This is a genomic window from Allobosea sp. GW821-FHT03A12, assembly GCF_058986765.1.
Window position 1 is genome coordinate 76,698 of record NZ_JBYSVZ010000011.1, and the last position, 24,683, is coordinate 101,380.

22 protein-coding genes and 1 pseudogene are annotated in these 24,683 nt (G+C 67.6%); 18 read left to right on the forward strand and 5 right to left on the reverse strand.

Annotated features, from left to right (window positions below; genetic code table 11):
- Nucleotides 1-10 precede the first annotated feature (10 nt).
- From flhB to AC3WLC_RS30410, 8 genes are all read left to right on the forward strand, one after another.
- Complete coding sequence (flhB, locus tag AC3WLC_RS30375; protein ID WP_493687630.1) at nt 11-1,078, forward strand: flagellar biosynthesis protein FlhB; 1,068 nt, start codon at nt 11-13, stop codon at nt 1,076-1,078.
- A 198-nt stretch (nt 1,079-1,276) separates the two neighbouring features.
- Complete coding sequence (gene cckA / locus AC3WLC_RS30380) at nt 1,277-3,781, forward strand: cell cycle histidine kinase CckA (protein WP_493687631.1); 2,505 nt, start codon at nt 1,277-1,279, stop codon at nt 3,779-3,781.
- 97 nt (nt 3,782-3,878) lie between these two features.
- Nucleotides 3,879-5,939, forward strand: coding sequence for a caspase family protein (locus tag AC3WLC_RS30385; protein ID WP_493687632.1), 2,061 nt, complete (start codon nt 3,879-3,881; stop codon nt 5,937-5,939).
- Nucleotides 5,936-6,481: a hypothetical protein gene (locus AC3WLC_RS30390; protein ID WP_493687634.1), complete on the forward strand. Its 546-nt coding sequence runs from the start codon at nt 5,936-5,938 to the stop codon at nt 6,479-6,481. Before AC3WLC_RS30385 ends, AC3WLC_RS30390 begins: the two co-directional genes overlap by 4 nt.
- On the forward strand, nt 6,478-7,017 hold the full coding sequence (locus AC3WLC_RS30395) for a hypothetical protein (RefSeq protein WP_493687635.1): 540 nt from the start codon (nt 6,478-6,480) through the stop codon (nt 7,015-7,017). The genes AC3WLC_RS30390 and AC3WLC_RS30395 overlap by 4 nt, the downstream gene beginning before the upstream one ends.
- Nucleotides 7,014-7,565: a hypothetical protein gene (locus AC3WLC_RS30400; protein ID WP_493687636.1), complete on the forward strand. Its 552-nt coding sequence runs from the start codon at nt 7,014-7,016 to the stop codon at nt 7,563-7,565. The genes AC3WLC_RS30395 and AC3WLC_RS30400 overlap by 4 nt, the downstream gene beginning before the upstream one ends.
- Nucleotides 7,562-8,068 (forward strand): hypothetical protein, encoded by a 507-nt coding sequence (locus AC3WLC_RS30405; protein ID WP_493687637.1) that lies wholly within the window; start codon nt 7,562-7,564, stop codon nt 8,066-8,068. The genes AC3WLC_RS30400 and AC3WLC_RS30405 overlap by 4 nt, the downstream gene beginning before the upstream one ends.
- Nucleotides 8,065-8,568 carry a hypothetical protein gene (locus tag AC3WLC_RS30410; protein WP_493687638.1) on the forward strand — a complete coding sequence of 168 codons (504 nt, stop codon included), beginning with the start codon at nt 8,065-8,067 and terminating at the stop codon, nt 8,566-8,568. Before AC3WLC_RS30405 ends, AC3WLC_RS30410 begins: the two co-directional genes overlap by 4 nt.
- Here the strand turns inward: AC3WLC_RS30410 and AC3WLC_RS30415 are convergent.
- A complete protein-coding gene (locus AC3WLC_RS30415) occupies nt 8,529-9,293 on the reverse strand; it encodes a class I SAM-dependent methyltransferase (RefSeq protein WP_493687639.1) in 765 nt (254 codons plus the stop codon). The two genes, AC3WLC_RS30410 and AC3WLC_RS30415, sit on opposite strands and share 40 nt — an antisense overlap.
- Before the next feature lie 299 nt (nt 9,294-9,592).
- On the opposite strand from AC3WLC_RS30415, the gene AC3WLC_RS30420 reads away from it, so the two are divergent.
- The 3 genes from AC3WLC_RS30420 to AC3WLC_RS30430 all read left to right on the forward strand — a co-directional run bounded on the left by AC3WLC_RS30420 (nt 9,593) and on the right by AC3WLC_RS30430 (nt 14,470).
- On the forward strand, nt 9,593-10,738 hold the full coding sequence (locus AC3WLC_RS30420) for an efflux RND transporter periplasmic adaptor subunit (protein WP_493687640.1): 1,146 nt from the start codon (nt 9,593-9,595) through the stop codon (nt 10,736-10,738).
- Between the two features lie 9 nt (nt 10,739-10,747).
- Nucleotides 10,748-13,870, forward strand: coding sequence for an efflux RND transporter permease subunit (locus tag AC3WLC_RS30425; RefSeq protein ID WP_493687641.1), 3,123 nt, complete (start codon nt 10,748-10,750; stop codon nt 13,868-13,870).
- 126 nt (nt 13,871-13,996) lie between these two features.
- The gene (locus tag AC3WLC_RS30430; protein ID WP_493687642.1) at nt 13,997-14,470 is read left to right on the forward strand and encodes an ester cyclase; all 474 of its coding nucleotides are present in this window, start codon (nt 13,997-13,999) and stop codon (nt 14,468-14,470) included.
- A gap of 11 nt (nt 14,471-14,481) precedes the next feature.
- Here AC3WLC_RS30430 and AC3WLC_RS30435 read toward each other — a convergent pair whose 3' ends face one another.
- Together AC3WLC_RS30435 and AC3WLC_RS30440 are read right to left on the reverse strand one after the other, a co-directional pair.
- Entirely contained in the window at nt 14,482-14,901 is a 420-nt protein-coding gene (locus AC3WLC_RS30435; protein ID WP_493687643.1) for a DUF1330 domain-containing protein, read from the reverse strand.
- Between the two features lie 10 nt (nt 14,902-14,911).
- Nucleotides 14,912-15,733 carry a crotonase/enoyl-CoA hydratase family protein gene (locus tag AC3WLC_RS30440; protein WP_493687644.1) on the reverse strand — a complete coding sequence of 274 codons (822 nt, stop codon included), beginning with the start codon at nt 15,731-15,733 and terminating at the stop codon, nt 14,912-14,914.
- An 86-nt stretch (nt 15,734-15,819) separates the two neighbouring features.
- Between AC3WLC_RS30440 and AC3WLC_RS30445 the strand changes: the two genes are divergently transcribed.
- Both AC3WLC_RS30445 and AC3WLC_RS30450 read left to right on the forward strand, forming a co-directional pair.
- Entirely contained in the window at nt 15,820-16,407 is a 588-nt protein-coding gene (locus AC3WLC_RS30445) for a TetR/AcrR family transcriptional regulator (protein WP_493687645.1), read from the forward strand.
- Between the two features lie 32 nt (nt 16,408-16,439).
- Entirely contained in the window at nt 16,440-16,904 is a 465-nt protein-coding gene (locus tag AC3WLC_RS30450; RefSeq protein ID WP_493687646.1) for a hypothetical protein, read from the forward strand.
- 5 nt (nt 16,905-16,909) lie between these two features.
- Here AC3WLC_RS30450 and AC3WLC_RS30455 read toward each other — a convergent pair whose 3' ends face one another.
- Entirely contained in the window at nt 16,910-17,425 is a 516-nt protein-coding gene (locus AC3WLC_RS30455) for a hypothetical protein (RefSeq protein WP_493687647.1), read from the reverse strand.
- Nucleotides 17,426-17,595: 170 nt separating this feature from the next.
- Between AC3WLC_RS30455 and recA the strand changes: the two genes are divergently transcribed.
- The 4 genes from recA to AC3WLC_RS30475 all read left to right on the forward strand — a co-directional run bounded on the left by recA (nt 17,596) and on the right by AC3WLC_RS30475 (nt 23,311).
- Nucleotides 17,596-18,681: a recombinase RecA gene (gene recA, locus AC3WLC_RS30460; RefSeq protein ID WP_336531132.1), complete on the forward strand. Its 1,086-nt coding sequence runs from the start codon at nt 17,596-17,598 to the stop codon at nt 18,679-18,681.
- A 184-nt stretch (nt 18,682-18,865) separates the two neighbouring features.
- Nucleotides 18,866-21,517, forward strand: coding sequence for an alanine--tRNA ligase (alaS, locus tag AC3WLC_RS30465; RefSeq protein ID WP_493687648.1), 2,652 nt, complete (start codon nt 18,866-18,868; stop codon nt 21,515-21,517).
- A 7-nt stretch (nt 21,518-21,524) separates the two neighbouring features.
- Nucleotides 21,525-22,682 carry a cyclic nucleotide-gated ion channel gene (locus AC3WLC_RS30470; protein ID WP_493687649.1) on the forward strand — a complete coding sequence of 386 codons (1,158 nt, stop codon included), beginning with the start codon at nt 21,525-21,527 and terminating at the stop codon, nt 22,680-22,682.
- Nucleotides 22,679-23,311 carry a hypothetical protein gene (locus tag AC3WLC_RS30475; protein ID WP_493687650.1) on the forward strand — a complete coding sequence of 211 codons (633 nt, stop codon included), beginning with the start codon at nt 22,679-22,681 and terminating at the stop codon, nt 23,309-23,311. The genes AC3WLC_RS30470 and AC3WLC_RS30475 overlap by 4 nt, the downstream gene beginning before the upstream one ends.
- Nucleotides 23,312-23,373: 62 nt before the next feature.
- On the opposite strand, the gene AC3WLC_RS30480 is transcribed toward AC3WLC_RS30475, so the two are convergent.
- Entirely contained in the window at nt 23,374-23,835 is a 462-nt protein-coding gene (locus AC3WLC_RS30480; protein WP_493687651.1) for a GFA family protein, read from the reverse strand.
- Between the two features lie 371 nt (nt 23,836-24,206).
- Between AC3WLC_RS30480 and AC3WLC_RS30485 the strand changes: the two are divergent.
- A pseudogene (locus AC3WLC_RS30485) lies at nt 24,207-24,683 on the forward strand (autotransporter domain-containing protein); the annotation flags it as partial.

Here is a 24,683-nt window from a genome sequence, read left to right on the forward strand (position 1 = left end):
GATTTGACCGATGGCGGGAGATGTCGAAAACGAAGATCGCACAGAAGAACCGACCCAGCGAAAGCTCGACGAAGCGGTCGAGAAGGGCGATGTCGCCAGATCGCAGGAGATCGGCACCTTCTTCGTGCTCTGCGGTTTCACTTTGGCCCTGCTGGTCGCCGCCGGCAGCTCGGCTCGCGATGCCGCGCTCTCGCTGCGCTCCTTCCTGATGAATGCCCATCAGGTCTCGGACGATGCTGGCGCCCTCTTCCACATCACCAGCCAGGGCGTGATGACCGGCTTTGCCATCATGGCCCTGCCGCTCGGCTTCATCCTGATCGCCGCCTTCGCCGGCGCGCTGATCCAGCACAAGCCGCTCTGGACCACCGAGCCGATGATGCCGAAATTCGACCGGATCTCGCCGATGGCCGGCGCCAAGCGCATCTTCGGCAAGGAAGCCTGGGTCAACTTCGCCAAGGGACTCGCCAAGATCCTGGTGGTCGGCGTCGGCGTCTGGGTCGTACTCTGGGGCGAGCGCGACCGTCTCCAGGGTTTCGCCCAGATGGACGTGCACGCGCTGCTGCCCGCCGTGCTCGTCCTGACGATCAAGCTGATGGCCGGCGTGCTCGCGATCTTCGCGGTCATCGCCATCGGCGATTTCGGCTACCAGCGCTTCACCTGGTACCAGCGCCAGCGCATGACCAAGCAGGAGCTGAAGGACGAGTACAAGAACACCGAGGGCAATCCCGAGGTGAAGGCCAAGCTGCGGCAATTGCGTGCCCAGCGCGCCCGCTCGCGCATGATGGCGCAGGTGCCGAAGGCGACGGTGATCATCACCAACCCGACCCACTACGCCATCGCCTTGCAATACGAGAACGGTCAGGGCGCACCGCTCTGCCTCGCCAAGGGCGTCGACGCGATCGCGCTCAAGATCCGCGAGGTCGCCGGCGAGCACCGCATCCCGATCGTCGAGAACCCGCCTCTGGCTCGCGCCCTCTACGCCACAGTCGACGTCGACGATGAGATTCCTGTCGAACACTATCAGGCGGTGGCGGAAGTCATCGGATACGTCTTGCGCCTGAAGCGCCGGCGCGCCTAGATCACGATGATTTTGGATCAGATCAATCCAAAATCATGAACGTGATCGATGCTCAAAGTTTAGAGCGGGATTGATGCGAAAAACCGGTTTCCACTTTTTCGCATCCCGCTCTAACTCGCTGGTCGGGCAGGCCTCTCTACGCTATGCCCGGCGCCGACCCATCACCGACGGGCGACTGAAGGAAACGGACCCGCTGCAATGAGCGCAAGCACGGCACCGAGCGCGATCGACCGCTCCGACCGGCCCGGCCATGTCGGCATCATCCTCTTGGTCGCAGGCCTTTTGGTCGGCGCCGCCATCGCGCTCGGCTTCATCGCCAATGAATGGGCGCAGCCGCTGATCCTCGGCCTGCTCGCTTTGCTCTCGGTCGTCGGGGTGTTCTGCCTGTTCGCCTTCGCGATCGGGCTGATCCAGTTCGCCGGGCGCTCGGCCCGCAACGACCTGACCAAGGCGATCGTCGACAGCGCTGAGGACGGCGTCGTCGTCACCGAGGGCGAGAACCGCATCGTCTACGCCAACGAGGCCTATCTCGCTTTCGCCGGTGCCCGCAACGCCAGCGAGATCGCCCCGGTCGAGCGCCTGTTCAAGGGCCGCGCCGAGGTCTCCGAGGCGATCTACCGCCTCGCCACCGCCGCCCGCGCCGGCCGCCGGCTCTCGGAGGAGATCAGGCTCGAGCCGGCCCTGAACGAGCGCGGCGCCGTCGGCTGGTATCGGGTCCGCGTCTCGCCGATCACCCGCGCCGGCCGCCCGGCCAGCAAGTGGAGCGTCGCCGACGTCACGCCAGAGCGCGAGCGCCAGGAGAACGCTTTCCAGGAGCTCCAGCACGCGATCGACTATCTCGACCATGCCCCGGCCGGCTTCCTCTCGATCGATGCCGACAGCGAAGTGCCCTATCTCAACGCCACCTTGGCCGGCTGGCTCGACTACGACCTCGCCCGCTTCGGCTCCGGCGGGCTGCAGCTTGAGGACATCGCCTCGCCCAATGCCGCCGCGCTGATCCAGGCTATTCGCGGCCAGCCCGGCGACGTCCGCATCGAGGTGCTCGATGTCGACCTGCGCCGCCGCAACGGCCAGTCGCTGCCGGTCCGCCTCCACCACCAGGTCGCCTTCGGCCAGGACGGGCGCGCCGGCGCCTCGCGCACCCTCGTGCTCAACCGCGCCGCCGGCGAAGCCGGGGCCGACCGCCACACCGACGCCGAGGCGCGCTTCGCCCGCTTCTTCCACGCGACGCCGATGGCGATCGCGACCGTCGACCGCCACGGCGCGATCCTGCGCTCGAACGCCTCCTTCGCCCGCCTGACGCAGGGCCAGACCCAGCCGGCGACGATCCAGGAGCTGGTCAACGGCAACGGCGCCCTCGCCCAGGCGTTCGACGCCGCGCTCGCGGGCAAGGGCGAGATCGCCCCGCTCGACGTGGCGCTCGCCGGCGAGGACGGCCGCTCGGCGAGGCTCTATCTCTCGCCGGTCCCGGCCAGCGAGGATGCCGATGGCGAGCGCGCCATCGTCTACGCGCTGGAGACCACGGCCGAGCGCAAGCTCAAGGACAATATGGACCAGGCCGGCAAGATGCAGGCGGTCGGACAGCTCGCCGGCGGCATCGCGCACGACTTCAACAACGTGCTGCAGGTCATCATCAACGCCTCGGAATTCCTGCTCGCCAGCCACAAGCCGACCGATCCGTCCTTCCCGGACATCATGCAGATCAAGCAGAACGCCTACCGGGCAGCCTCGCTGGTCCGGCAATTGCTGGCGTTCTCGCGCCGGCAGACGCTGCGCCCGCAGGTGCTGGCGCTCGGCGACGTGCTCTCCGATCTCTCGCTGATGCTGAAGCGCGTCGTCGCCGACAAGATCTCGCTCGACGTCCGCCAGGGCCGCGATCTCTGGCCGGTCAAGGCCGATCTCGGCCAGCTCGAGCAGGTCGTGGTCAACCTCGCGGTCAATGCCCGCGACGCCATGCAGAACGGCGGCAAGCTGCAGGTACGCACCCGCAACGTGCCGGCGGCCGAGGTCGGCGAGCTCGGCCATGACGGCCTGCCGACGGCCGACCATGTCCTGCTCGAGGTCGAGGACAGCGGCACCGGCATCCCTCAGGAACATCTGGAGAAAATCTTCGAGCCGTTCTTCACCACCAAGGATGTCGGCAAGGGCACGGGCCTTGGCCTGTCCATGGTCTACGGCATCGTCAAGCAGACCGGCGGCTTCGTCTTCTGCGATTCCGTCGTCGGCCGCGGCACCAATTTCCGCATCTTCCTGCCGCGCTACATCCCGACCGAGGAGGACATCGCCGCCGAGGCTGCCGCCCGGGAAGCCCCGAAAAAGGCTGCCGCTGATCACACAGGCGCGGGCGTCATCCTCTTGGTCGAGGATGAGGATGCGGTGCGCGCCCTCAACGCACGCATGCTGGTCTCGCGCGGCTACACCGTCCATGAAGCCGCCTCCGGCGTCGAGGCGCTCGACCAGTTCCAGAAGCACGAGGGCAAGATCGACCTCGTCATCTCCGACGTGGTCATGCCCGAGATGGACGGGCCGACCCTGCTCGGCGAACTGCGCAAGCGCAGCCCGTCGACCAAGGTGGTCTTCGTCTCCGGCTATGCCGAGGAGGCCTTCCGCAAGAACCTTCCGGAAGGGGAGGATTTCCACTTCCTGCCAAAGCCCTTCACGATGAAGCAGCTCGTCGAGACGGTGAAGGCGGCGATGGCCTGAGCGTAGAGGCCGTTACAGCCTCTACCCACAAGGCGGATATTGCACTGACTGCGCCAACAGCTAAAACATGTTCAATACATGAGCTGGACTCGCGATCGTGCCGACATCTCGACAGATTTCTTTCCGGTTTCTGCTGGCGCTGCTGACCTTCCTCTGCGGCCTGGCAGGCGCCGTCGCAGCCGAGACGGGCGAGCGGCGCGTCGCGCTGGTCATCGGAAATTCGGCCTATCGCGCCGCGCCGGCCTTGCCCAACCCCGGCAATGATGCGCAGGACGTGGCGGCGGCGCTGAGAGCGGTCGGCTTCGAGGTCATCGAGGGGCGCGATCTCGATCGCCGCGGCATGGGCGAGGCGCTGGGCCGCTTCGCCCGCGCTGCCGTCGATGCCGATGCGGCCCTGTTCTACTATGCCGGCCACGGCCTGCAGTTCCGTGGCGAGAATTTCCTGCTGCCGGTCGACAGCGCGCCGAACGACGAGTTCGGCATCCCCTACGAGACGACCCGGGTCGCCGACGTCATCGATGCCTTGCAGAACGCCAAGGGCGTTCGCCTGCTGATCCTCGACGCCTGCCGCAACAACCCGCTGGCCGACCGGATCGCCGCCTCGGGGCGCTCGCGGGATACCTCGATCGGCCGCGGCCTCGCCCGCATCGCGCAGACCCGGGGCATGGTCATCGCCTATGCGACCCAGGCGAACGACGTCGCCGCCGACGGCAAGGGGCGCAACAGCCCCTTCAGCGCCGCGCTCGTCGAGCAGCTGGCCGAGCCCGGGCTGGAGGTCGGCCAGCTCTTCCGACGCGTCGCCGCCGGCGTGAACCAGCGCACCGGTGGCCGCCAGACACCGGAGCTCTCGATCTCCCTGCTCGGCGACTTCTACTTCAATCGCAGCGAGACCGACCAGCAGGCCTGGGCCAAGCTGCGCGACAGCCAAGACGGCCCGGCGCTGCGCGACTTCCTCACGCGCTTCCCGAAGAGCTATCTCGCCGATGCCGCCCGCGCCCGGATCGAGACCGTCGAACGGGCACAGCGCGAGGAGGCGCTGCGCCGCCAGCTCGCGACCTATGAGGAAGAGCGCCGCAAGGCCGCCGCCGCGGCCGAGAGCGCGCGGCAGGCGGAGGCCGCCCGCCTCGCCGCGGCCAAGGCAGAGCAGGACAAGCTCGCCGCGGCCCAGGCCGAACAGAGGCGCAAGGCCGAAGAGGACGCCGCAAGGCAGCAGGCCGAGCAGCGCCGCAAGCTCGACGAGCGCCTGGCGCAGCTCGAAGCCGACAATCGCAAGGCGCAGGCCGAGCTCGCGGCGCGGGCCGACGACCAGGCGCGCCGCGCCCGGGACGACAAGGAACGCGAGCGCCAGGCTCTCGAACGGGATCGCCTCTCCACCGCCCAGTCCGAGAAGCTCAAGGCGGCCGAAACCGACGCGAACCGCCAGAAGCAGGACGAGGACCGCCGCATCGCCGAGCGCCTCGCCAGGCTGGAAGAGGAGAACAAGCGCGCCGCCGCCGAGCTTGCGGCCAGGCTCAAGGCCGAGCAGGAGATCCGCGAGACCGGCGAGCGCGAGCGCGCCAGGCTGATGGCCGAGCTGGAAGCCGAGCGCCGTCGCGCCACCGAGGAATTGCAGCGCGTCCAGAGCGCGGCGGCCGCAGCCCCGGCGCGCCCCGACGAGGCGACGCGCCTGGCCGCCCTGCCCGGCGGTGCACCCGGACCGGCCAAGCCGCCGGCGGTGATCGACCTTGCCGGCCTGACGCGCACCATCAATCTCGAGCTCGGCCGTGTCGGCTGCTACAGCGGCAAGCCCGACGGCGAATGGTCGAGCAAGGCCACCAGCCGCGCCGTCCGCGAATTCGCGCGGCTCGCCCATCTCGACGTTCCCGGCGCCCCGACCACGGACTTCCTCGATGTGTTGAAGCGCCAGAGCGGCCGCATCTGCCCGCTGACCTGCTCGGTCCGGCAGGTCGAGCGCGACGGCGTCTGCATCGCCAAGAGCTGCCCGCGCGGCGAACGGCTGGATGCGGACGGCGACTGCCTCGCGCCGAAGCCCAAGCGCGTGGCGCAGGAACGCTCCGTCCGTCCAGCCGCCGCACGCCCGCCGGCTCCGGCACGGGCGCCCGCCCCGGCGGCACGCGGACGCTGCTTCAATTTCAACGGCCAGTCGTTCTGCGAATGAGCGCGCGGGCGAAGCGCGCCGGGGCTGGACGCAGCCGCGCACTCGGACTTCTGACGGCCGCCTGCGCGGCGCTGCTGGCGACATCGGCCGCGCAGGCGCAGGAAGTCCGGTTCCGCGCGACCATTTCATGGATCCAGCATGAGATCGAGCCGACGAAGCGTTCGCGGCCGACTTCGAGCACCTATCTGGTGACGCTTCGCGGCGGCAGGAGCGTGAGCGAGGAGTTCACGCGACAGTATGGACAGCGCGCTGGCCAGGTCCGCCGCGCCTCGCGCGCGACCAAGCTCGGCGAAGACATGAAGGGCCGCTTTGCGACGCAGTGGACGGTCATCAACGAGCATACCCTGTTGCGTGTCACCGCCAGACCCACCCATACCTATGCGATCTGGCTGCGTACCGATGACGGCCGCTCCTGCACCGTTTCGGCAGAATGGCGCCTCAAGCCCGGCTTCAGCCTCTACGAGACATGGGCTCCCAAGCGCGGCACGAAGATGCTGTTCTCTCAGCCGACAGACCTGAAAACCTCATGCGAGGTGCTGTGAGGCAGTTCATCGGTTCCCCCCTGCCCCATCGCGCGCGCCTTTGCCTGTCATTGGCGGCGACGCTGCTGCTCGCTCCGCAGATCGCCGCCGCCAAGGAGGCAAAATTCCGGATCACCGCGACCTGGATCGTGAACTATGTCGAGCCGCAGGCGCGCTCCGTGATGACGCGACGCAGCTTTACCGTCACCCTCAAGAGCGACCGGAGCATAGAAGAACGAGTCGAATCCCAGACCGGCAAGCGCTATCGTAACCCCAAACTGACCCAGACCGACATGCAGCTCGGTGATGGGGAGGACGGGCCGCAGAGCAAGGCTTGGAAGGTCGTCAACGAGACGACGCTGGTCCGGCTCGTTGCGCGCAACTCCCACACCTTTGCCATCTGGCTGCGGACCCAAGGCGATCATTCCTGCACAGCCACGCTGGAATGGCGCCTCAAGCCGGGCTTCACGGTGTTCGAGGGGCGAAAGCGGCCAGGCAGGCAGCAGATCCGCTTCACCGAGCCGAGCTGGCCCAACGCACATTGCGAGGTGCTGTGAGGCTACCCGGACATGTCATCCCAGCCGGCTCGGCAGCCCTTTGCGGCGCGGCCTGCATCGCGCTGCTCGGGCCGCTCCTGCTCTGGCCGTCGAGGGTCTCGGCAAAAGAGGCAACCTTTCGCATCACGGTGACCTGGATCACCAACTATGTCGAACCGCGCACGCGCTCGGTGCTCAGCCGGCGCAGCTATACTGTGACGCTGCGCGACAACGGAAAAGTCGAGGAGCGGGTCGAGGCATGGGTCGGAAACGGCTGGGCGGGCTCGACCGTCACGCAGACGGAAAATGATCTCGGCGAAGGCGACGGCACCACGCGTCGCAAAGCCTGGAAGGTCGTCAACGAAACGACGCTTCTGCGACTGGTGGCCCGCCCGACCCACACCTACGCGATCTGGTTGCGGACCCAGGGCGACCAGTCCTGCACCGCAACACTGGAGTGGCGGCTGAAGCCCGGCCACGCACTCTACGAGGGTCCGAAGAAGCCGGGCAAGCCGCTGGTCCGTTTCACCGAGCCGAGCTGGCCGAATGCAAGGTGCGACGTCCTATGAACCGCCCTCTCGCCCTCGCCGCGCTCGCCTGCCTCGCCCTGTTCGGGGCCGCTCGCCCTGCCCTCGCCCAGGAAGCCCGTTTCCAGCTCTCGCTGGCCTGGACGGTCCCCGAGATCGCACCGGAGGAGAGGACGAAGGGGTCAAGCCGCACGATCACGGTCATCCTCGGCAAGGGCGGCGCTGTCCGGGAGGAGGTCAGCCGCAATCGCGGCAGACGCCAGCGTGCCGGGCGTGTGCACGAGGGAGCGCTCGGCGACGAACTCGACGGCTCGCCTGCGCGCTGGAAGGTGCTCAATGAGACCACGTTGCTGCGCCTGAAGGCCGAGCGCTCGCATACCTTCGCCATCTGGCTGCGGACTGACGGCGCGCGCTCCTGCTCGGTCACGCTCGAATGGCGTCTGAAGCCCGGCTTCACAGCATACGAGGCCTGGGCCCGCCGGCGCGACATGGCGATCAGATACAACCAGCCCACAGTCCAGCAGGCCACCTGCGAGGTTCTATGAGCCGCCGCTTCGCTCTCATCGCCCTCGCCTGCCTCGTTCTGCTCGGGGCCGCTCGCCCCGCCCTCGCCCAGGAAGCGCGCTTCCAGCTTTATCTTGCATGGACCGAGCCCGAGATCGACGACGAGCCGAACGAGATCGTCCGGACGATCTATCTCACGCTCGGCAAGGGCGGGAAGATCACGGAGCAAATTCGTCGCGATGGTCTCGGGCGACGGCGGCCCGGGCTATCCCAGCAAGGTCTTCTTGGCGAGGATGTCGATGGACGGGTGAAGGGGCGCTGGAAAGTCGTGAACGCAGGGACGCTCGTGCGTCTCACCGCCGAGCGCTCGCACACCTTCGCCGTCTGGCTGACCACGGATGGCAAAGGCTCCTGCGCGGCCAGGCTGGAATGGCGGTTGAAACCCGGCTTCAAGATCTATGAGCGATGGGACCCACGCGAGCAGGACACGGTGAGGTTCGGTCAGCCCGTCGTCAATCGGACGTCCTGCTCGGCCTTCTGAGCCCGGATCAGCATATGCGGGCGGAAGCGCGGGAACAGGTATTCGAAGCTCCGGAACGGCAGCTTCTTCAGGCTCTCGGACGGGCTCTGCCAGAGCATCTCGACCTCGACCAGCTTCAACCCGGCTTCCCGCAGGCAGGCCTCCAGCTCCGGCCGGGTGTATTCGCGCCGGTGGACGTATTCGTGCTCGAAATCGACCTCGGCGAAGAGGTCCTTCGGCAGGGCGACGATCGAGCGGTTGAAGATCAGCTTCAGGATGTTCCGCAGCCGCGCGAAATTGTCGGTGGTGATGAAGATCTGGCCGTTCTCCGACAGCGCCGAGCGTAGCTTGCGCAGGATCCTGGTCGGATCGATGCGCAGATGCTCGATATTGTCGAACCAGAACACCGCATCGACGCCATCGAGCGGCGAGACCCAGTCGGGCGCCGAGATGTCGCCGGCGAACATTCCCGCGAACTTGCCGTAGAGATCGCTCTCGATCGCCAGGGTCTCGGCGAAATCGACGACGAAGACCGAGGCGTCGAGATGCTTCTGAACGATCTCCTCGACGAAAGCGCCGCCGGCCCCCAGCGATAGCACGCGAGGACTGCGCCCAAGCGCACTCAGAGCCATGTTCGCCGAGCGATACTGCCGGTAGAAGCTGCTTTCGAAATAGGACTTCATATGGAATTTGCGCTTTTCCAGATCGATCGACGACCTGAATTCATTCGGCGACAGCGCGTTCATGCAGCGCAACCTTCCCAAGCAATCTCCGGCAGGCTGATAGCGCGGACAGATTAAATAATCGTCCTCCGCGTCGCAGAATTGGCGCCTATCCGGTCAAGGAATTCTGCATCGTCGCCGGACAGCTGACCCAACACCCCCCGCCCTGTCGCGCATCCACTCTCCGGGATATGATGAGGCGCTGTCCGGCCATCGCTCGCCCGGCGCCTCGCCCGCATTACGAAGAGTTCATGCTGCGGACAGGCCCCCTATGACGGAAGGCGGTAAAGTGGCGCGTGGACAGTGACGCGCCGGGGCCATCGATGAAACGCTACGCGATCATAGCCCTTCTGGGGGCTGTCGCCGCCTTTGCCGCCTATCGTGTGATCCGGCCGCAGGACGGGCCGGAGCAGGCCCATGCCGAGCGCCGCGCCGGCCCCATCACGAGCCCGGTCACCACTGTGCTCGCCGGCCGCGCCGACGTGCCCGTGACACGCCGCTCGATCGGCTTCGCCGAGCCGGTCGCCATCGTCGCGGTCAAGTCCCGCCTCGACGGCGTCATCGCCGACATGCACGTCAAGGAGGGCCAGGAGGTCAAGCAGGGCGACCTGCTCTTCACCCTCGACGATCGCGAGCTCAAGGCGCAGGTCGCCCGCGACGAGGCCAATGTCGAACGCGACAAGGCGACCGTGGCGCAAAAGCGCGCCGACCTCGCCCGCCAGAAGAGCCTGGTCGACAAGGGCGCCGGCACACAGCAGGCGCTCGACCAGGCCACCGCCGACGAGGCCGTCGCCAACGCCGCCGTCAAGGCGGACGAGGCGACCCTGGCGCTCGACCGTGTCCGGCTCGGCTACACCACCATCACCGCCCCGATCTCCGGCCGGCTCGGCGCCATCGCCGCGACACCCGGCAATGCCGTGCGCGCCAACGATGCCAGCAGCAACCTGGTGACTGTGACTGAGATCGCCCCGATCCGCGTCACTTTCACCTTGCCCGAGCGCGACCTGACCCTGCTCCAGACGGCAGCCAAGGCCTCGACGCCGGCCAAGGTCACGGCCTACGCCTCCGGCACGCGCGAGGAGCTTGCCACCGGCGACCTCTCCTTCATCGATTCCGCCGTCGACATTCCCTCCGGCACGGTCAGCGTCAAGGCGCTGTTCGCCAACGATCCGCACCGGCTCTGGCCGGGGCAATATGTCGACGTCGTCGTCCAGCTCGGCATGCTGCCCGGCTCCGTCACCGTGCCCTCGGTCGCCTTGCAGGAGGGGCAGAAGGGTCCCTTCGTCTACGTCGCCAAGCCCGACGACACGGTCGAGGCCAGGCCGGTCAAGGTCGCCTCCAACGAGAACGGCGTCGCCGCGCTCGCCTCCGGGCTGGCGCAGGACGAGAAGGTGGTGACCGAAGGCCAGTCGCGGCTTTCGCCCGGGGCCAAGATCAGGCTCACCGCCCCGCAAACCGCCAAGCCGTGAGGGCGCGCCATGTCGGTCTCGGCCTTCTGCATCCGTCATCCCGTCGCGACGATCCTGATGTCGTGCGCGCTGATCCTCGGCGGCCTGTTCGCCTGGCGCTCTTTGCCGGTCGCGGCGCTGCCGCGGGCCGAGTTCCCGGTCGTCAACGTCTCCGCGCAGTTGCCGGGCGCCTCACCCGAGATCATGGCGACCTCGGTGGCGACACCGCTGATCAAGCAGTTCGCCACCATCGCCGGCATCGATTCGATTTCGACCACCAACGCACTCGGCAACACCTCGATCGCGATCCAGTTCGCGCTGAACCGCGACATCGACGCGGCGGCGGCCGACGTCCAGGCGGCGATCGCCCGGACACAGCGCCAGCTGCCGATCGACATGACGACGCCGCCGAGCTACCGCAAGTTCAACCCGGCCGACGCCCCGATCCTGCTGCTGGCGCTGAAGAGCGAGGTCACCCCGCTCTCCAAGATCGACGCCTTCGTCCAGCAGGTGCTCTCGCCGACGCTCTCCACCGTCGAGGGCGTGGCGCAGGTCCAGATCTTCGGCAGCCAGAAATACGCGGTCCGCATCCAGGTCGACCCGACCGCGCTCGCCGCCCGCGGCATCGGCATCAACGAATTGCAGGCCGCAATCACCGCCGCCAACGTCAACACGCCGGTCGGCACCATGCAGTCCGGCCCGCAGCAACTGACGCTGGAGGCGCAGACCCAGCTCGCCGACGCCGCCCATTTCGCGGACATCATCATCGCCACCCGCGACGGCCGCCCGGTCCGGCTCGGCGACGTCGCCAAGGTGATCGACTCGGTCGAGAATCTCCAGCTCGCCAGCTGGTATGACGGCTCGCGCGCCCTCGTCGTCGCGGTCTTCCGCCAGCCCGACGCCAACACGGTCGAGGTCGTCGACCGCGTCAAGACCGCGATCGGCCAGATGCAGTCGCTGCTGCCGCCGGCGACCACGCTCGGCCTGCTCAACGACCGCTCCTCCTCGATCCGCCAGGCGGTCGAGGACGTGCAGTTCACCCTCGGGCTGACGATCGTGCTGGTCGTCGCGGTGATCTTCCTGTTCCTGCGCCGCTTCACCGCGACGCTGATCCCGGCGGTCGCCGTGCCGATCTCGCTGATCGCGACCCTGGGCGCGATGTATCTGCTCGATTTCTCGATCGACAACATCTCGCTGCTCGGCCTGACGCTCGCCGTCGGCCTCGTGGTGGACGATGCGATCGTGATGCTCGAGAACATCGTCCGCCATATGGAGGAGGACGGGCTCTCCGCCTTCGACGCCGCGCTGAAGGGCTCGAGCGAGATCGGCTTCACCATCATCTCGATCTCGCTCTCGCTGGTCGCGGTCTTCATCCCGGTGCTGCTGATGGGCGGCGTGATCGGGCGCGTCTTCAACGAGTTCGCGGTGGTCGTCACCGTCGCCATCCTCGCCTCGGCCTTCGTCTCGCTGACCTTGACGCCGATGATGTGCGCACGCCTCGGCGCCAACGCAGCCGGCCATGCCGAGCCCGGCAAGAAGGACCGGCTCGCCTTCCTAGAGCGCGGCTTCGACGCCGTGCTTGGCGCCTATCGCGCCGGGCTCGACCTCAGCCTGAAATACCGCCGCACCGTCCTGATGATCTTCCTCGCCAGCGTCGCCGCCAGCGCCTGGCTGGTGATGACCATTCCCAAGGGCTTCTTCCCGCAGGAGGATATCGGCCAGCTCCAGGTCGCGACCGAGGCGCGCCAGGACATCTCCTTCGACGCCATGTCGGGCCTGCAGCAGAAGGTCGAGGACGTCTTCCGGCGCTCGCCCTATGTCAACCATGTCGCCTCGACCATCGGCTCCGGCGGCCAGTCGAGCAGCCTCAATGCCGGCCGGCTCTTCGTCGAGCTGAAGCCGAAGGACCAGCGCCCGCCTCTGCAGGAGATGCTCGCGGATCTGCGCCGCCAGCTCGCCGCCATTCCGGGCATCGCCACCTATATGTCGCCGGTGCAGAACCTCAACATCGGCGCACGCTCCTCGAAGAGCCAGTATCAGTTCGTGATGCAGTCGATCGACCAGCCCGCTCTGTCCGACTGGTCGGGCAAGATGCTGGAGGCGCTGCAGCACGATCCGCTCTTCGTCGACGTCACCACCGACCTGCAGAACAAGGCCCTGCTCGCCAATCTCGTCGTCGACAGGGCCAAGGCGCAGTCGCTCGGCATCAGCGCCGACGTGCTGCGCTCCAGCCTCTATTCCGGCTTCGGCGTGCGCCAGATCTCGACGATCTACACCACCAGCGACAGCTATCAGGTGATCATCGAGTTCAATCCCGATATCCAGTGGTCGAACGACCGGCTCGACCAGGTCCGCTTCCGCTCCTCCTCCGGCGCGCTCGTCCCGCTCGGCACCTTCGCCAGGATCGAGCGCAAGGCCGGCCCGCTCACCGTCAACCAGCTCGGCCAGCTCCCGGCCGTCACCCTGTCCTTCAACCTGCCGGCCGGCCGCTCGCTCGGCGAGGCCGTCCAGCGCATCGATGCGATCAAGGCCGAGCTCGGCCTGCCCGCGCAGATCGGAACCAGCTTCGCCGGCGTCGCCCAGACCTTCCAGCAATCGCTCGGCAACCAGGGCCTGCTGATCGCCGGCGCGGTGCTGACGATCTACATCGTGCTCGGCATCCTCTATGAGAGCTTCATCCACCCGCTGACCATCCTGACCGGCCTGCCGGCGGCGGCGCTCGGCGCGCTCCTGACGCTGAAGCTCTTCGGGCTCGATCTTTCGGTCATCGCCGTGATCGGGCTCCTGATGCTGATCGGCATCGTCAAGAAGAACGCGATCATGATGATCGACGTCGCGCTCGAACTGCAGCGCGCCGGCGAGCCCCCCGACACCGCGATCCGCGAAGCGTGCTTGCGCCGCTTCCGGCCGATCATCATGACGACGCTGGCGGCGATCCTCGGCGCCCTGCCGATCGCGATCGGCGCCGGCGCCAGCGCGGAACTCCGCCAGCCGCTCGGCCTCGCCGTGGTCGGCGGGCTGATCGTCTCGCAGGTGCTGACGCTGTTCATCACCCCGGTGATCTTCCTTTATATGGAAGGGCTTTCGCGGAGGCTCGGCGGTTCCGGCTCGGCCGCGCCTGCCCCTGCGGAGACCCCTCACGCGGCAGGGTGATCAGCCTAGCGGGCATGCGCAGTTCGCCACTGGCGTTTTGCGAGATTTGCTGTCCCCTCCGGCGCGTGTTCATCGGAGCTTGATCGAATGGGCTCGCGATAGCCTGCGACAGCGAGGGAGGCCGAGATGACGGAGATGCCGAAAGGCCGCGAGGCGGGGCCGGCCGAACCGGCCCTCGATTTCGGCGGTGTGACGCTCTCGCCGCAGAAGGAGCTCGTCCGGGTCTTCTACAAGGAGATGTGGGACCACGCCGACAAGTCGCTGATCCCACGGATCTTCCACGAGGACTTCACCTTCCGCGGCTCGCTCGGGCCGGTCTTGCGTGGCCATCGCGAATTCGCTGATTATGTCGACTGGGTCACCGGCTCGCTCGGCGAGTACACTTCGGACATCCTGGCACTGGTCGAGGAAGGCAACCGCGTCTTCGGGCGCTTGCGCTTCCACGGCATCCATCGCCGCGAGATGTTTGAGGTGCCGCCGAGCGGCCGTCATGTCTGGTGGCATGGCGCGCCGGCCTTCACCTTCGAGGACGGCCTCGTCCGCGACCTCTTCGTGCTCGGCGACATCCATGGCCTGATCGGGCGCCTGAAGCAGGGCTGAACGACCCTGCTCTACCCTGCGAAAGTCACGCCCGCTTCCGCCGGCGCCAGCCGGATCAGCCGGCAACCCCTCACCGCCGCCCGCCGATGCATCATCGCCTCGCGATAGACCGGATCGCGAAACATCGCAGTGAAGGCCTCGACGCTCGGATACTCCGCGATGAAGCAGATGTCCCAGCGCTCGTCCTCCGGGCCGATCAGCGTCTGCTCGAAGCGGCCGCGCCAAAGGATGCGCCCGCCGAGCTTGGCCAGCACCGGCGCGCTGATCCGGCCGTAGTTCGCGAAAGCCTCGCGGCCGCCACCCCGCGGCCCGTCCGGATACTGCGCCTCGGCATGGAGCCGGATCAGGTTCAGCATCTGCACCGGCCCTGGCCGGTCATCGGCCCGGAAGGCGGCGAAGGCTTCGCGGCTGAAGCTCGTATGATCGCTCATCCCTGCCCCCTCAGCCGGTCTTGGCCACATTCGACCAATCACCGGAATAGACCGGCTGCCGCCGCGCCATCCAGGCGTCGAGCCCCTCGCGCAGATCGGCCGTCGGCACGATGCGGGCGAACTGCTCGCTCTCGATCAGCAGCCCCTCGGCGATGCTGGTATTGATGCCGCGCGTCACCGCCGTGAGGATGCTCGCCGCCGCCAAGGGCGAATGCCGCAGGATTCGCTGCGCCAGATCATGCGCCGCCGGCATTAACTCCTCATGCGGCACGATCCGATTGATCAGCCCCAGCTCCAGCGCCCGCTGCGGCGTGAACGGATCGCCGGTCAGCAGCAGCTCCATGGCGCGCTTGCGGCCGGCGAGGCGCGGCAGGCGCTGCGTCCCGCCGAAGGTCGGCGGCATGCCGAGATTGATCTCGGGCTTGGCGAACATCGCCCGTTCGCTGGCGATGGCGAGCGGCACCGCCTCGGTGACCTCGCAGCCGCCGCCATAGGCGAGCCCGTTCACCGCCGCGATCACCGGCTTGCCGAAGGCCTCCAGCCGCGCCGTCAGCTTCTGCCCGCGGCGGACGAAATCGCGCACCGCCTGTTCCGGCCCGGCCGCGACACTTTGCGAAAACTCGTGGATGTCGCCACCGGCCGAGAAGGCGCGCTCACCGGCGCCGGTCAGGATCACGGCGCGGATGGACGGGTCGACCTCGATCGCATCGAGCGCTTCGAGCAGGTGATCGATCAACCCGTAGCTCAGCGCGTTCAGCTTCTCGGGCCGGTTCAGCGTCAGCGTCGCGACCGCCTCGCGCTGTTGAATCAGGATGGGATCATTATCGGGCATGGCCTTGGCGTCCTTCCGGTTTCATGTCTCGGAAGGCTGCGCTCCAGGCTTGACGATGTATACTACCTATACGGTATACCTGAGCCATGGCCGAACCCGACAGCCCGACCCGCAAGCGCATCATCGAGGCCGCCAGCAAGCTCTTCTATGGCGAGGGCATCCGCGCCGTCAGCGTCGATGCCGTCGCCGAGAAGGCCGGCGTCACCAAGCGCACGCTCTACTACCATTTCGAGAGCAAGGATGAGCTCGTCGCCGCCTATCTCGAGGCGCGCGACCAGCCCAATCTCAAGCTGATGGCCGGCTGGTTCGACAAGGCCGAGGGCGCACTGCCTCAGAAGGTCGAGGCGATCTTCCAGAACCTCGCGCGCTCGGCCCGCCATCCGCGCTGGAAGGGCTGCGGCTTCCTGCGCACCGCCGCCGAGCTCGCCAACCTGCCCGGCCATCCCGCGATCAGGATCGGTGCCCGCCACAAGGCCGGTTTCGAGCGCTGGCTCGCCGGCGCCTGCGCCGAGCACGGCGCCAGCGCACCTGATGAGCTCGCCCGCCACGTCGTGCTGCTGATGGACGGCGCCTTCTCGGTCATGCTCGTTCACCGCGACCCGGCCTATGTCGAGGCTGCCGGCCGCGCCGCGGCCGCGCTGGCGGTAATCTCCTGCCCAAGCCGCCCGGTTTGATCGGTGCCAAGCCGCCCTCTATCGTGCCGCCCATGACGCAAAGGCCGGTCCTCGCCTACACGCTGTTGCTGATCGTGCAGACGGCCTGCGCGCTGGTGATCATCTTCTATATCCACGCCACCTTCCGCATCCTGGTCGAGCATATCGGCGAGCAGCAAGAACTACCGACCGCCATCCTGATCCAGGTCGTCGTCGCGGCGCTGCTCGGCCAGTGCTGCTACTGGCTGCGGCTTTATCTGCTGCCAGTGCCGAAGGGTTTCCGCAGCCTCCCTCTCGGGCATGCGCTCGCCTTCGCCGCCCGCCTCGGCGCGATCGTCGGCGGCGCGCTCGCTTCCATCTACTTCCTGCGGCACCTGCCGGAACTGACCAAGCTCGCCGATGGCTTCACTTTGTTCTGGCGCTCGGGCGTGCTCCTGGCGATCGTGTTCGCGCTGTATTGCTACACGCTGGAACTGGAGCGGCTCGCCGCTGCCTGGCAGGCCGATCCGGAGGATTGACCGCGTCAGGCGCGCAGGCTGGCGAGCCAGCCCCTGAGCCCGCGCAGGCGCTCCCGTACCGCCCGCACCAGCACAACGGCCCGTTGCCAGGCAGCGCTCGCCTTGATCCGCCCGATCACCGCCTGACGGATCGCATCGATCCAGCCCATGATCCGCGCGAACCAGGGGATGGTCAGGAGCTGCGCCCGGCCGGCATGGTAGACGCGCTCGACCAGCAGGAAGCCGGCGAGATGGCCGATCGCCGTCGTGACGATGCCGGCAGCGAATGCACCGCGCGCCAGGAACAGCAGGCCGAGCAGCTTCAGCGGCTCGACGATGGCGAAGGGGATCGCCAGCGCCACCAGCGCGCCATAGGGCGGCAACCGCCCGATCGCCGCTTCGCAGCGCGCCACCAGCCTGAGCGAGGCGAACCAGGCGATCAGCGGCCGGTAGAGCGGCCGCAGCATCTCGTCGAGCAGGATGACGACCCCGACGACGAGGTCGAGCGGGATCAGGAGGAGCTTGATCAGCGGCTTGTGCATGACGCCTTATACCCTGCAAACCGCTCGCGATCATCCCGTTGGAGCACAACCGGCACGCGCTGAAGCAAGAACAGAAAAAGAACTTGCGAGAGAGAACAAACCATGACCATAGTCGTTTCCATGGCGCGGATTGAGATGTGGTCGCGCCCCTGCCATAAGGAGCGCACGTCGTGAATCAGGCAAATCTCAGGCTCGTGGAAGGCTCTTCGATGGACAAGGCCAAGGCGCTCGATGCGGCGCTCTCGCAGATCGAACGGGCTTTCGGCAAGGGCTCGATCATGCGCCTGGGCAAGAACCAGCAGGCGATCGAGATCGAGACGGTTTCGACCGGATCTCTCGGCCTCGACATCGCGCTCGGCGTCGGTGGCCTGCCCCGCGGCCGGGTCGTCGAGATCTACGGCCCTGAATCGTCGGGCAAGACCACGCTCGCGCTCCATACCATCGCCGAAGCGCAGAAGAAGGGCGGCGTCTGCGCCTTCGTCGACGCCGAGCACGCGCTCGACCCGGTCTATGCCCGCAAGCTCGGCGTCAATCTCGACGACCTCTTGATCTCGCAGCCCGACACCGGCGAGCAGGCGCTGGAGATCACCGACACGCTGGTCCGCTCCGGCGCGATCGACGTGCTTGTCGTCGACTCCGTCGCGGCGCTGACGCCCCGTGCCGAGATCGAGGGCGAGATGGGCGACAACCAGCCCGGCCTGCAGGCCCGCCTGATGAGCCAGGCGCTGCGCAAGCTCACCGCTTCGATCTCGCGTTCGAACTGCATGGTGATCTTCATCAACCAGATCCGCATGAAGATCGGCGTGATGTACGGCAGCCCCGAGACCACCACCGGCGGCAATGCGCTGAAGTTCTACGCCTCCGTGCGCCTCGACATCCGCCGCGTCTCGACGCTGAAGGAGCGCGACGAGGCGACCGGCAACCAGGTCCGCGTCAAGGTCGTCAAGAACAAGGTCGCGCCGCCCTTCAAGCAGGTCGAATTCGACATCATGTTCGGCGAGGGCATCTCGAAGGCCGGCGAATTGGTCGATCTCGGCGTCAAGGCCGGCATCGTCGAGAAATCCGGTGCCTGGTTCTCCTTCGACAGCCAGCGGCTCGGCCAGGGCCGCGAGAACGCCAAGAGCTTCCTCAAGGCCAATCCCGACGTCGCCGCCAAGATCGAGACGACCATCCGCCAGAATTCCGGCCTGGTCGCCGAGCGCATCCTGGAGAATGCCGACCCGACCGCCGAGGATCTCGACGAGGGCGAAGCCTGAGCCTTCAAACGCGGGGGCTCAGCCATTAGATCGACGGGCGGCCTTCGGGTCGCCCGTTTCCGTTTGTGGTTCAGAAGCTTGCCGGTATGGCGTCCTTGCGGCGCTTTCTGGACAGGCGCACATGGGCTGACTAGAACCACTGCGCCGGGCCAGCCGGCCCCACCAGAACAGAGCCAAGATTGCGATGAGCGGCGTCAACGAGATCAGGTCGACCTTCCTCGATTACTTCAAGGCGAACGGCCACGAGGTGCTGCCGTCGAGCCCGCTCGTGCCGCGCAACGATCCGACCTTGATGTTCGCCAATTCCGGCATGGTGCAGTTCAAGAACGTCTTCACCGGCCAGGAGAAGCGCCCTTATCCGCGCGCGACCACGGCGCAGAAATGCGTGCGCGCCGGCGGCAAGCACAACGACCTCGACAATGTCGGCTACACCGCCCGCCACCACACCTTCTTCGAGATGCTGGGGAACTTCTCCTTCGGCGACTATTTCAAGGAGCAGGCGATCCATCACGCCTGGACCCTGGTCACCCGTGAATTCGGCCTGCCCAAGGACAAGCTGACCGTCACCGTCTACTCCGAGGACGACGACGCGCATGCGCTCTGGAAGAAGATCGCCGGCCTGCCCGACTCGAAGATCATCCGCATCGCGACCTCCGACAATTTCTGGCGCATGGGCGACACTGGCCCCTGCGGCCCCTGCTCCGAGATCTTCTACGATCATGGCGACCACATCCCCGGCGGCCCTCCGGGCTCGCCCGACGAGGATGGCGACCGCTTCATCGAGATTTGGAATCTCGTGTTCATGCAGTACGAGGAAGCGGCGGGCGGCATTCGCACCAACCTGCCTCGTCCCTCGATCGATACCGGCATGGGCCTCGAGCGCATCGCCGCCGTGCTCCAGGGCACGCATGACAACTATTCGATCGACCTGTTCGCGACGCTGATCCGCACCATCGCCGATCTGACCAACGTCCCCTCGGACGGGCCGATGAGCGCGAGCCACCGCGTCATCGCCGACCATCTGCGCTGCTCCGCCTTCCTGATCGCCGACGGCGTGCTGCCGTCGAACGAGGGCCGCGGCTATGTGCTGCGCCGGATCATGCGCCGCGGCATGCGCCATGCGCAGCTGCTTGGCGCCAAGGACCCGCTGATGCACAGACTGGTTCCGGCCCTCGTGCGCGAGATGGGCCAGGCCTATCCCGAGCTGATCCGGGCCGAGGCGCTGATCTCGGAGACGCTGAAGCTGGAGGAGACCCGCTTCCGCACCACGCTCGCGCGCGGCCTCTCCATCCTCGACCAGGAGACTCAGAACCTCAGCACCGGCGACAAGCTCAAGGGCGACGTCGCCTTCACCCTCTACGACACCTATGGCTTCCCGCTCGACCTGACCCAGGACGCGCTGCGCGCCCGCGGCGTCGGCGTCGACATCGAGGGCTTCGATGCGGCGATGGCGCAGCAGAAGGCCAAGGCGCGCGCCGCTTGGGCGGGCACCGGCGAGGCCGCGACCGAGACGCTGTGGTTCCCGCTGCGCGAGCGCGTCGGCGCGACCGAGTTCCTCGGCTACGACACCGAGAGCGCCGAGGGCGTGGTCACCGCTTTGGTCAAGGACAATGCTGAGGTCACCTCGCTGAAGGAAGGCGAGAGCGGCATCGTCATCCTCAACCAGACCCCGTTCTACGGCGAATCCGGCGGCCAGGTCGGCGATACCGGCACGATCACCGGCAATGGCTTCAAGGCTGAGGTCACCGACGTCCAGAAGAAGCTCGGCGACGTCTTCGCCCATCAGGTCAAGGTCGTCTCCGGCGCCATCGAGATCGGCAAGCCGGCCGAGCTGACCGTCGACCATGGCCGGCGCAGTGCGATCCGCGGCAACCATTCGGCGACCCATCTGCTGCACGAGGCACTGCGCCGCGTGCTCGGCGACCATGTCGCGCAGAAGGGCTCGCAGGTAGCTCCCGAGCGCCTGCGCTTCGACTTCAGCCATCCCAAGCCGATCTCGCGCGAGGAGCTGGCCAGGGTCGAGGAGATGGCGAACAAGCTCGTGCTGCAGAACGAGCCGATCACCACCAAGCTGATGTCGGTCGACGATGCGATCGCCTCGGGTGCGCGCGCGCTGTTCGGCGAGAAGTACGGTGACGAGGTCCGCGTCGTCTCGATGGGCACCGATCGGGATTCCGACACGCCGAAGGCCTTCTCGGTCGAGCTCTGCGGCGGTACCCATGCCAGCCGCACCGGCGACATCGGTCTTGTCACCGTCCTGTCCGAGGCCGGCGTCGCGGCCGGCGTGCGCCGGCTCGAAGCCCTCACCGGCGAGGCGGCCCGCCGCCATCTGCGCGAGGAGAGCGTCGCGCTCGACGAGATGGCTGGCCTGCTGAAGGCGCCGATCGTCGAATTGCCGGCTCGTGTCGCGACCCTGGTCGAGGAGCGCCGCAAGCTCGAGCGCGAGCTCAGCGAAGCGCGCAAGAAGCTCGCCATGGGCGGCGGCGGCGAGGCCAGCGATCCGATCCGCGAGGTCGCCGGCGTCAAGCTGCTGGCCCGCGCCGTCACCGGCGTCGAGATGAAGGACCTGAAGAGCCTGGTCGATGAGGCCAAGGGCCGGGTCGGCTCCGGCGTCGTCGCCATCGTCGGCGTTGCCGAGGACGGCAAGGCCGGCGTCGTGGTCGGCGTCACGCCGGACCTGAGCGAGCGCTTCGATGCGGTCGCGCTGGTCCGTGCCGCCTCCGAGCGCCTTGGCGGCAAGGGTGGCGGCGGCCGTCGCGACATGGCCCAGGCCGGCGGGCCTGACGGCACACAGGCTGAAGCCGCGCTCGACGCCGTCGCCGAGGCCATGGGCTGATACTCAGATGACGCCCGCCCCGCAGCCTGGCATGAGCTGGCGGCGGCGGGCGCATCTGATCATCGACCGCGGCGCCGGTGACGATCTTTCGGCGAAGCTCGTCCATGGCGGGCTGGTCGCGCTGATCGTCGTCAATATCACGGCGCTGGTGCTGGAATCGGTGCCGCGATTCGCTACCGCCCATGGCGGGCTGTTCCATGCGATCGAGCTGGTCTCGACCGTGCTGTTCACGCTTGAATACGCGGTCAGGCTCTGGGTCGCACCCGAGCATGCGCGCTATCGCGGCATGAGCGATTGGGCGGCGCGGCGCGCCTATGCGCTGTCACCGCCGGCACTGCTCGATTTTCTCGCCACCGTGCCGCTCTATGCCGCCCTGCTCGGCTATGGCGATCTCAAGATCCTGCTGCTCTTCCGGCTGGTGCGCTTCTTCAAGCTCGGGCGCTATTCGCCCGGCATGGCCTCGCTGGGAGCAGCGCTGCATGCCGAGCGTAAGGCGCTCGCTGCCTGCGTCGTCATCCTGATCGGTGTGATGCTGCTCTCGGCGACCGCGATGCATTTCGTCGAGCACGACGTCCAGCCCGACAAGTTCGGCACCATTCCCGACGCGATGTGGTGGGCGATCGTGACGCTGACCACGGTCGGCTATGGTGATGCGTTTCCGGTCAGCCCGCTCGGCAAGGTCGTGGCGTCGCTCACCGCCGTGATGGGCCTCGTCATGCTGGCGCTGCCGGTTGGCATCGTTGCCACGGCCTTCGCCCAGGAGATCCACCGTCGCGAATTCGTCATCACCTGGAGCATGCTGGCGCGCGTGCCGCTGTTCAGCGGGCTGAACGCCGCCGAGATCGCCGAGATCATGCATGCACTGCGCGCCCGCACCGTGCGCGGCGGCGGCATCGTGCTGCGCCCGCACGAGCCGGCGCATTCTCTCTTTTTCGTTGCCAGCGGCGAGGTCGAGATCATCGAACCCGATGGCAGCCGGCGGCTCGACGAGGGCTGCTATTTCGGCGAACTCTGCCTGACCGAGATCGCGGCCGCCGAAAGCGGGATCGCGGTGCGGGCCACCGTCGCGACCAAGCTTCTCGTCCTTGATCCTGCCGATTTTCGACTGCTCATGCTGCGTCACCCGGAACTGGCCGCCCATCTCCACCGACTAGCCACAGCATGATGCCCACCCGCCGCACAGTCCTTCCCCTGCTCCTGGCCGCAGGCAGCCCCGCCGCGGCGCAACAGCCGCGGCTGCAGCAACGCCCGCCGCAAGGCCCCGGCCTGTCGGCGCCGCGCACGCTGATGGCCGGCGCGATGGCGACCGCCTTCGTCAGCCGCGCCCCGGCCAATGCCCGCCTCGCCATCAGCCGGCCGAGCGATCCGCCGGAAGCGGCGATCATCGCCTCCCCGCTCGGCCAGGCCACGGTCATGTCGCTGCCGGCGCCGGGCGAAGTCGGCAGCTATGAATGGCGCTTGCTCGGCGAGACCGAGGGCAAGCCGGTCATCCTGCTGCGCCAGCCCCTGGCGACGACGGAGCCAGCTGCGACGCTCGCCGCCCCCGCCCGCGTCGCCCGCGGCAACCCCCTGCCGGTGCGCGGCATCGGCCCCAATGGCGACCGCGACCGCGTCGTGCTGGTCAAGCCGGACGCCCCGCCCGAGGCGCAGGGGCCGCATTTTTTCCCGGCTGAGAATGTCGAAAGCACGCTGGAGGCGCCGGCGGAGCCCGGCACCTATGAGCTGCGCTATGTGATGGACGCGCCCCTCACCGGCCCGCGCGTGCTGGCGCGGCGTGAGATCATCGTCGAATAGCCAGCTTTGAGTATGCGCGAATTCTTATCGTTCAGCCGATTCCGGCTGAGCGGAAAGCGCGCTCAATCATGATCCGGATGCTGGCGCGAGCGATATCCCGGCAGTTCGTCTTCCGGAATGTCGTCCTCGGTCCGCGTGCCCTCCAGCCGGCAGAGCTCGTCGAACCAGGGCGCCCTGCCCTCGACGCCATAGGCATGGCTCGGCGGAAAGGCAGCCGGATCGTCGAGGCTGCCGACCGCCAGGGAGAGCGTGCCCATGCCGGGATAGCTGAAGCTCAGCGGCGTGCCGCACTCGCGGCAGAAGCCACGCTCGGCGACCTCGGATGAGCGGAAGACCGAGGGCCGCCCGCGCGTCCAGACGACGTTCTCGATCCGCGAAGAGGCGAAGGCGCCGAAATAATTGCCGACCGCCTTCTGGCACATCCGGCAGAAGCAGACCGAGACCTTGTGCGGCGGCTTCAGCAGGCGATAGCGCACCGCGCCGCATTGGCAGCCTCCGGCGAGAGGTGTTGTCGTATCGCTCATCTCAGCTCCCGCTCCCATGGCTGCGTTGATTCTGCCAAACCGCAGCAAATCTGCCACACAAATACAATTTGGCGGGTTGTGAACGGCTGTTCATTGCCTCCTGCCCGCGCCCGCCTAAGCCTGCGTCCACGATTGGGCTGGGCACTCTCATGATATCCGTCATCACTCCTGCGAACAGCGGAACATCTCGCACGCGGCTCGCCTCGCGCCTGCTCGCGGGCACGGCACTCGTGCTCCTCTTGTCCGCTGGCCAGGCGCTCGCCAATGGCGGGCGCGGCGGCGACCGAAGCAGCGCGCAACCCGGCTCAGGTGGCGCGGGCGGCATCGACAACCCGACGGGTGCCGGTGGTGCGGGCGCCAGGGGGCAAATCATGCCAGGAGGCAACGCGGGCGGTGGCGGCGGCGGCGCCGGCGCTGTCACCGGCGGAACTGGTGGGCTAGCGGGCACCGGCATCGTCGGCGAAGGCCAGGGCGGTGATGGCGGCGTCCATGGTAGCGTCGGCGCGGCGCTGCCAGTCGGCGCCAAGACCGGCAGCAATGGCGGCGACGGTAACTCCGGCTACAACTATTCCGGCGGCGGCGGCGGTGCCGGTGGTTATGGTGCCGTGGTCACGGGCACGGGCGCGACGGGAGCGATCGCCGGCACGCTCACCGGCGGCAATGGCGGCCATGGCGGTGGTAGCTTTTTTGGTTTCGGCGGCGGTGGCGGCTCCGGCGGCACCGGCCTGCTCTTCACCGATGGCAGCGCCGCGCAGACCCTGTTCATCGATGGCACGATCCAGGGCGGCAAGGGCGGAAACGGCGGCTCGTATGTGTCGGACGGCACTGGCGCCGCCCGGGCCGCCGGG